The organism is Siccirubricoccus soli, from assembly GCF_024178315.1.
Classification (GTDB): Bacteria; Pseudomonadota; Alphaproteobacteria; order Acetobacterales; family Acetobacteraceae; genus Siccirubricoccus; species Siccirubricoccus soli.
Map to the genome: position 1 here is coordinate 1 of NZ_JAMZIK010000017.1, position 6,716 is coordinate 6,716.

Here is a 6,716-nt window from a genome sequence, read left to right on the forward strand (position 1 = left end):
CGGGCGCTTCCCAGGCCGCGCCCCCAGCCGCCGCGCCCGCCGCGCCGGCCGCCGGCGCCGCACCGGCAGCCGCCCCGGCCGAGCCCCCGGCAAGCGATGCGATCATCGCCCCCAACACCATCGGCGCCCAGGTCATGCTGGCGCTGTCCACCCGGCTCTCCGGCCTGTCGGATTCGCTGCTGCCGGCGGTGCGGACAGTGGCCGACCTGCCCTCCCTGCTCGCCGCCCTGGGCGACATGGCGCAGGATCCGGTGACCCAGCGCCGGCTGCTGGACGCCGCCTGGAAGCTTGTCCTGCTGCTCGGCCTCGGCCTGGTGGCGGAAGCCGTGGTGAAGCGCGCCGTCGCCCGCCCCCGGGCGCGGCTGGATGCGCTGGCCCCGGCCATCGGCGCGCGCTGGCGCTTCCTCCGCCGCCTGCCCCTGCTGCTCGGCCGGCTGGTGCTGGACCTGCTGCCGATCGCCGCCTTCGGCCTGTCCGTCTACGGCCTGTTCGGTCTGGTCAACCCGCTGCCCACCACCCAGCTGGTCGGGTTGCTGCTGGCGCATGTCTACATCGTGGCCCGCGGCACCTTCGCCCTGGCCTCCATGCTGTTCTCCCCGGCCTCCAGGCATCTCCGCCTCATCCCCTGCTCGGACGCGCTGGCGGGGGCGGCGGTCCGCTGGCTGCGGCGGCTGATGCTGGTCGGCGTCGGCGGCTATGCGCTGGCCGAGGCGGGGCTGTTCTTCGGCCTGCCCTGGTCGGCCTATGACGCCATCGTCAACCTCACCCTCCTCGTCATCTCGCTGATGCTGGTGCGCCTCGTGCTCCAGCAGCGGCAGCCGATCTCCGCCCTGCTGCGCGCCGACCCGCTGGGGCCGGAGGAGCAGCCCTCCGGCTCCCGCCTCGCACTCCGCGCCCTGCGCAACCAGCTGGCCGAGGTGTGGCACGTGCTGGTCATCCTCTGGCTCGCCGCCTCCTGGATGGTCTGGGCGCTGGCGCTGGAGAACGGCTTCCACCGGCTGCTGACCGGCACGCTGCTGACGCTGCTCGTCATCGGCCTGGCCAAGGGGCTGGACGAGGGGAGCGGCCGGCTGCTCGACCGGCTGCTGAACCCCTCCAGCGAGATGGCCAAGCGCTGGCCCGGCCTGCCGAGCCGGGCGTCAACCTATGTGCCGCCGCTGCGCGTCGTCGTCTCGCTCCTGCTCAGCGCCATTGCCCTGGTGCTGGTGCTGGAGGTCTGGGGCCTCGGCAGCCTGGCCTGGTTCAAGACGGGCACCCTCGGCCAGCGGCTGCTGGGGACGCTGCTGAACATCGGCGGCACCATGGCGCTGGCGCTGGTGGTGTGGGAGCTGGCGAACGGCGCCATCCAGCGCCGGCTGGTGCGGGCGCGGGATGTCGGCGCGGCGCGCAGCGCCCGGGTGCGCACCCTGCTGCCCATGCTGCGCACCGTGATCGGCGTGGTGATCCTGATCTTCGTCGTGCTTAACGCCCTGTCCCAGGTCGGGGTGAATGTCGCACCGCTGCTGGCCGGTGCCGGTGTCGTCGGCCTCGCCATCGGTTTCGGCTCCCAGACCCTGGTGCGGGACGTCATCACCGGCATCTTCCTGCTGCTGGAGGATGCCGTCGCGGTCGGCGACGTGGTGAATGTCGGCGGCAAGGGCGGGGTGGTGGAGCATCTCTCCATCCGCTCCATCAAGCTGCGCGACGGCGATGGCTCGGTGCATATCGTGCCCTTCTCGGCCGTCACCACCGTCACCAACAGCACGCGGGACTTCGCCTTCGCCATGGTGGACATCCTGGTGGACTACGACACCGACACCGATGCGGCGGGCGCGGCGATCAAGGAGATCGTCACCGGCATGCGCGGCGAGGCCCGCTGGCAGACGGCGATCCGCGACGATTTCGATCTCTGGGGCGTGGACACCCTCGGCCAGCTCGGCGTGCAGATCCGCGGCCGGGTGCGGACCGAGCCGACGCAGCGCTGGCCGGTGCAGCGGGAGCTGATGCGGCGGATCAAGCTGCGCTTCGCGGCAATGGGCATCGACCTCGCCCGTCAGATCGCGGCGCCGCATCTCTGGCGGGCGGAGAAGGCGCCGGCGGAGGCGGCGAAGCCCGCCGCGGAATAGGCCGCGGCGGGGCAGGGGCCCGGGCAGCGCCCGGCGCACCCGCCTGCCGCGGCTTGGGCGCGATTGGCCGGGCTACGCTCACCCATCGCGCTCCGGCCTTTCGTTTGACCGCGTGGTCCGGGGTTTCGGTCGGCGCGACTGCAACGGCCGCGCGACATGCCACCCGATTGGAAGCAAGAGGCGTGCGGCCGCCGCACCAGCCCTGCGCGGTACTCGGCGCGGAAAGCGGGACCTTCCGAGCCGGGTATCAGCCGGCGACGAGGCGCAGCAGCCAGAGCGTCGCGACGCCGGCGAGAATGGCGAGCGCGGTGGTGCGGAACCGCGCCTGCACCAGCAGCGCGGCGGTGCCGGCGCCCCAGGCGGGCCAGCCGCCATCGGCCAGCGCCGGCGCCAGGAAGGCGACGAAGATGCAGCCTGGCAGATACGCCAGCATGGCCTGCACGAAGGGCGGCGGCCGCACCACGCGCAGCACCGCATAGCCGCCGGCGCGGCAGAGATAGGTGGCAACCGCCATCGCCAGGATGGCGGCCAGCACGTCGAGGCGCAGGCTCATCGCGCCGCCCGCAGGTCCCGTGCCGCGCCGATGGCGCCGCCGCCCAGCGCCCCCAGCAGCACCGGCCAAGGCGCACCGAGGCCGAGCACGCCATGGGCCAGCAGCGCCAGCATCCCGGCCGCCACCCAGGGCAGCAGATCCGAGGCACCGCGCCAGATGGGCACCAGCACGGACATCAGCGCGGCAAGGGAGGCAAAGAACACCGGGTGCCCGGGCGGCAGGCGGATGGCGCTGGCGAAGACGTGGCCGGTGCCGCACATCAGCATCCAGTTCACCCACATCACCATGCTGGCGCCGACGAGGAAGCCGGCATCCCGCCGCCCTGCGCGCATCTCCGCCACCATCAGGGCGAAGGCATTGTCCACCAGCAGGGCGAGCGAGCCCCAGAGGCGGATTCCGTGCAGCCGGTCCAGCACCGGGCCTAGGGCCACGCCCATCGGCGCCATGCGGAGGTTGATGACGAGGCAGGTGAGGGCGGCGGCGAGGATGGGCGCCGGCTCGGTCCAGAGGCCAAGAGCCATGACCTGGCTGGTGCCGGCGAAGACCAGGCCGCTCATCAGCAGGGTTTCCAGCAAGGAAAGGCCCTGAGCGTCCGCCGTCATCCCTACTACCAGGCCGAAGGGCATGAGGCCGAGGGTGAGAGCGAGTGCCGCGCGGACGCCGCGCTTCATGCCGGCAGCGGTGAAGCTGCCGCGCCTGTCCTTCTCCTCCGCCTGCGTCACGCCGGTCCCTCCCGCCCTGGCGCTGCTTAGCAGGCGGGGCGCGGCTTGAGAGGTGCGTTGGCGGCGCGGGCGGCGGGCGCTGCGCGCAATGCGGCCGGCTCCCTTGCGCGGAAGCGAAGGCCCTGAAGGGCCTTCGACCTCGTCGAAGGCCACCATTGCCCAGGGCCATGGGGAGACGCCGGCAGAGGCCCGGGGGCCTCCGCACGGGCAGCCTGCGGGATTTCAGCCCACGCGGTTGGCGACGAGATCCTCCACCACCGCCGGGTCGGCCAAGGTGGAGGTATCGCCCAGGCTGTCCGTCTCGTTCGCCGCGATTTTGCGGAGGATGCGCCGCATGATCTTGCCGCTGCGCGTCTTCGGCAGGCCCGGCGCCCATTGGATGGCATCCGGGCTGGCGATCGGCCCGATCTCCTTCCGCACCCAGGCCACCAGCTCCTTGCGCAGCGCCTCGCTCGGCTCCTCGCCGGTTTTCAGCGTGACGTAGCAGTAGATGCCCTGGCCCTTCAGCTCATGCGGCATGCCGACCACCGCGGCCTCCGCGACCTTCGGGTGGGCCACCAGCGCGCTCTCGATCTCCGCCGTGCCCATGCGGTGGCCGCTGACGTTGATGACGTCGTCGACGCGGCCGGTGATCCAGTAATAGCCATCGGCATCGCGGCGGGCGCCGTCACCCGTGAAGTACATGCCCTTGAAGGTGGAGAAGTAGGTCTGGCCGAAGCGCGCATGGTCGCCATAGATCGTGCGCATCTGCCCGGGCCAGCTATCCACCAGCACGAGGTTGCCCTCGGCCGCTCCCTCCAGGATCTTCCCCTCGCCATCCACCAGCGCCGGCTTCACCCCGGGCAGCGGCAAGGTCGCGGAGCCCGGCTTCTGCGCGACCGCGCCCGGCAGGGGCGAGATCAGGATGCCGCCCGTCTCGGTTTGCCACCAGGTATCGACGATCGGGCAGCGCTCATCGCCCACCACGCGGTAGTACCAGAGCCAGGCCTCCGGGTTGATCGGCTCACCCACGGAGCCGAGGATCCGCAGGCTCTTGCGGCTGGCCTTCCGCACCGGCGCCTCCCCCTCCCGCATCAGGGCGCGGATGGCGGTGGGGGCGGTGTAGAAGATGTTCACCTGGTGCTTGTCCACCACCTCCCAGAAGCGGGAGACGGAGGGGTAGTTCGGCACGCCCTCGAACATCAGCGTGGTCGCGCCGTTCGCCAGCGGGCCATAGACGATGTAGGTGTGGCCGGTCACCCAGCCGACATCGGCGGTGCACCAGTAGATCTCGCCGGGCTTGTAGTCGAAGACCAGTTCATGGGTGAAGCTGGACCAGACCAGATAGCCGCCGGTGGTGTGCAGCACGCCCTTCGGCTTGCCGGTGCTGCCGCTGGTGTAGAGGATGAAGAGTGGGTCCTCGGCGCCCATCGGCTCGGGCGGGCATTCGGCCGGCTCCCCGGTGGTGATCGCCTCGTACCAGAGGTCGCGACCCTCCTGCATCGCCACCTTGCCGCCGGTGTTCTTCACCACGATGACGTGCTTGATGGAGGGGCAGCTCTTCAGCGCCTCATCCGCATTGGCCTTCAGCGCCACGCTGCGGCCGCCGCGGCGGCCCTCATCGGCGGTGATCAGCAGCGAGCACTCGCTGTCCTGGATGCGGGAGGAGAGGCTGTCCGGCGAGAAGCCGCCGAAGACCACGGAATGTATGGCGCCGACCCGGGCGCAGGCCAGCATCGCCACCGCCGCCTCGACGATCATCGGCAGGTAGATGCAAACCCGGTCGCCCTTCTTCACCCCCAGCTTGCGCATGGCGTTGGCCAGGCGGCAGACCCTTGCGTGCAGCTCCTTGTAGGTGATCTTCGCGTCGCTCTTCGGGTCGTCGCCTTCCCAGAGGATCGCCACTTGGTCGCCCTTCGTCGCCAGATGCCGGTCGAGGCAGGAGACGGAGGCGTTCAGCACCCCGTCCTCGTACCAGCGGATGGAGACATCGCCGGTGAAGTCGACGTTCCGGATCTTCGTCGGCGGGGTGATCCAGGCGACGCGGCCGGCTTCCTTGCGCCAGAAGCCCTCCGGGTCGGACGCCGCCTCGGCGGCCATCGCCTCCCGCTTCGCGGTGTTCACCAGCGCCTTGGCGGCGATCTCCGGCTTGATGGCGATCAGGCTGTCCTCGGACATGCTGGGCCCTTTCCCCCATTTGGCGCGATGGCATGCGGCCCCGGGCCGCGGGCATCCCTCGCGCGATCCATGATGCCCGGGCGCCGGCGGCGTGGCCGCTCGGGATGCCGCCTGCCCGGGGCGACCTTCCTATGGCGGCAGTTTGTCCACGCCGCCTCGGCCCGCGTCAATTGGCCGGAACGGGTGGCCACGAGGCGTGGTTGCCCGGTTGCTCCCCACCGGAGCGGGTGCGTCAGGCCGGCTCGCCGGTATCCGCCTGCAGCCCGGCGGCCGCGATGCCGGCCAGCGCCGCCACCTCATCCTGGGCGGAAACATCGCCGCTGACGCCGACGGCGCCGAGGATCACCCCCGCCGCATCCACCACCAGCACCCCGCCCTGCACCGGCACGGCGCCGAGGCCCTTGGCGGCGGTCAGGTCGGACAGCGCGTTGGTGAAGCCCTGCATGGCCGTTGCGCGCCGCGCCAGCTCCCGCCCGCCGACGCCGAGGGAGAGGCAGCCGAAGGCCTTGCCCTGCGCGACCTCCAGCCGCAGCAGGGAACAGCCATCCTCCCGCTGCATCGCCTTCATCTGCCCGCCGGCATCCAGCACCACCACGGTCAGCGGCAGCAGATTCAGCTCCCGCCCCTTGGCCAGGGCGCCGGCGACGATGGCATTGGCCTGGGCGAGGGTGAGGCCGTTGATGGGGTAGCGGGCCATGGATGGGTCTCCTCCGTCGGGGCTACGCTTGTGCCCGTTCCGCGCCCGCGCGGCCAGCCCCTTGGCCAGCCCCCTGGCTCGCGCCGGGCCGGCCTGCCATGGCAGGATGGCGGGATGCGGGAGAGAGCACCGAAGCCGGCCGGCAAGGCCCCGGACGAGGCGGCGCTGCGCGAGGCAGCGCTGGCGCATCTGGCACGCTTCGCGGCGACCGAGGCCGGGCTGCGCCGGGTGCTGCAGCGCCGGGTGGATCGCTGGGCGAAGCGGGCGCAGGCGGAGGGGCAGGACCCTTCCATCATCGCCCCCGCCGCCGCCACGGCCCGGGCGCTCGCCGCCCAGGTGGCGCAGCGCATGGCCAGCGCCGGGGCGGTGGACGATGCCGCCTTCGCTGAATCCCGGGCCCGCCGCCTGGCCCGCAGCGGCCGGTCCCGCCGCGCCATCGCCGCGCATCTGGCCGGCAAGGGCGTGGCGCGGGAGGTGGCGGC

Annotated in this window: 6 protein-coding genes; 2 read left to right on the forward strand and 4 right to left on the reverse strand. The window is 72.1% G+C overall.

What is annotated here, in order from left to right; all coding sequences use genetic code 11:
- A partial coding sequence (locus NJ376_RS03475; protein WP_252951835.1) for a mechanosensitive ion channel domain-containing protein occupies positions 1-2,105 on the forward strand: 2,105 nt, incomplete at its 5' end.
- A gap of 247 nt (positions 2,106-2,352) precedes the next feature.
- Here the strand turns inward: NJ376_RS03475 and NJ376_RS03480 are convergent.
- The 4 genes from NJ376_RS03480 to NJ376_RS03495 form a co-directional block, all read right to left on the reverse strand.
- Complete coding sequence (locus tag NJ376_RS03480) at positions 2,353-2,658, reverse strand: AzlD family protein (RefSeq protein ID WP_252951836.1); 306 nt, start codon at positions 2,656-2,658, stop codon at positions 2,353-2,355.
- Positions 2,655-3,380 (reverse strand): AzlC family ABC transporter permease, encoded by a 726-nt coding sequence (locus NJ376_RS03485; protein ID WP_252951837.1) that lies wholly within the window; start codon positions 3,378-3,380, stop codon positions 2,655-2,657. The genes NJ376_RS03480 and NJ376_RS03485 overlap by 4 nt, the downstream gene beginning before the upstream one ends.
- A 222-nt stretch (positions 3,381-3,602) precedes the next feature.
- On the reverse strand, positions 3,603-5,537 hold the full coding sequence (gene acs, locus NJ376_RS03490) for an acetate--CoA ligase (protein ID WP_252951838.1): 1,935 nt from the start codon (positions 5,535-5,537) through the stop codon (positions 3,603-3,605).
- Between the two features lie 232 nt (positions 5,538-5,769).
- Positions 5,770-6,234, reverse strand: coding sequence for a GlcG/HbpS family heme-binding protein (locus tag NJ376_RS03495; protein ID WP_252951839.1), 465 nt, complete (start codon positions 6,232-6,234; stop codon positions 5,770-5,772).
- A 114-nt stretch (positions 6,235-6,348) separates the two neighbouring features.
- Here NJ376_RS03495 and NJ376_RS03500 point away from each other — a divergent pair.
- Positions 6,349-6,716: RecX family transcriptional regulator (locus tag NJ376_RS03500; RefSeq protein ID WP_252951840.1), on the forward strand; the 368-nt coding region annotated here is incomplete at its 3' end.